Here is a 366-nt window from a genome sequence, read left to right as displayed (position 1 = left end):
GGCCAAATACGGCAACCACTTCACCAGGACGCACTTCGGCACGCTTTGTGGCGGCACCAAATCCTGTCGGCACACAACAGGCAACAAGACATGCCTTGTCCAGGGGGATATCCGGCTCGACGCGGATGAGTGTCTCCACAGGAGCTACAATATACTCGCTAAAGCACCCAATGCCAGCAAGCTGTCCGACGTCCCGTCCATCCACAGTATGCAAGCGAAAAGTCCCGTCGAGCAGTGCACCGCCGGTGATGTTCGCACCACGATCACAGAGGACAGGGAGACCGGTGAGGCACCACCGGCACTTGCCGCATGAGGGAATAAATGTCAAGATGACATGGTCACCAGGCTGCACTTCAGTGACACCGG

The 366-nt window shown here is 57.7% G+C and carries 1 protein-coding gene; it reads right to left on the bottom strand.

The window, feature by feature from the left end:
* Positions 1-366 (bottom strand): alcohol dehydrogenase catalytic domain-containing protein (locus NET03_RS13400; protein ID WP_252129387.1); only part of this gene is annotated, 366 nt, incomplete at both ends.

This window comes from Thermomicrobium sp. CFH 73360, assembly GCF_023806465.1.
Lineage (GTDB): Bacteria > Chloroflexota > Chloroflexia > Thermomicrobiales > Thermomicrobiaceae > Thermomicrobium.
This window is presented reverse-complemented; position numbering and strand designations above follow the sequence as displayed.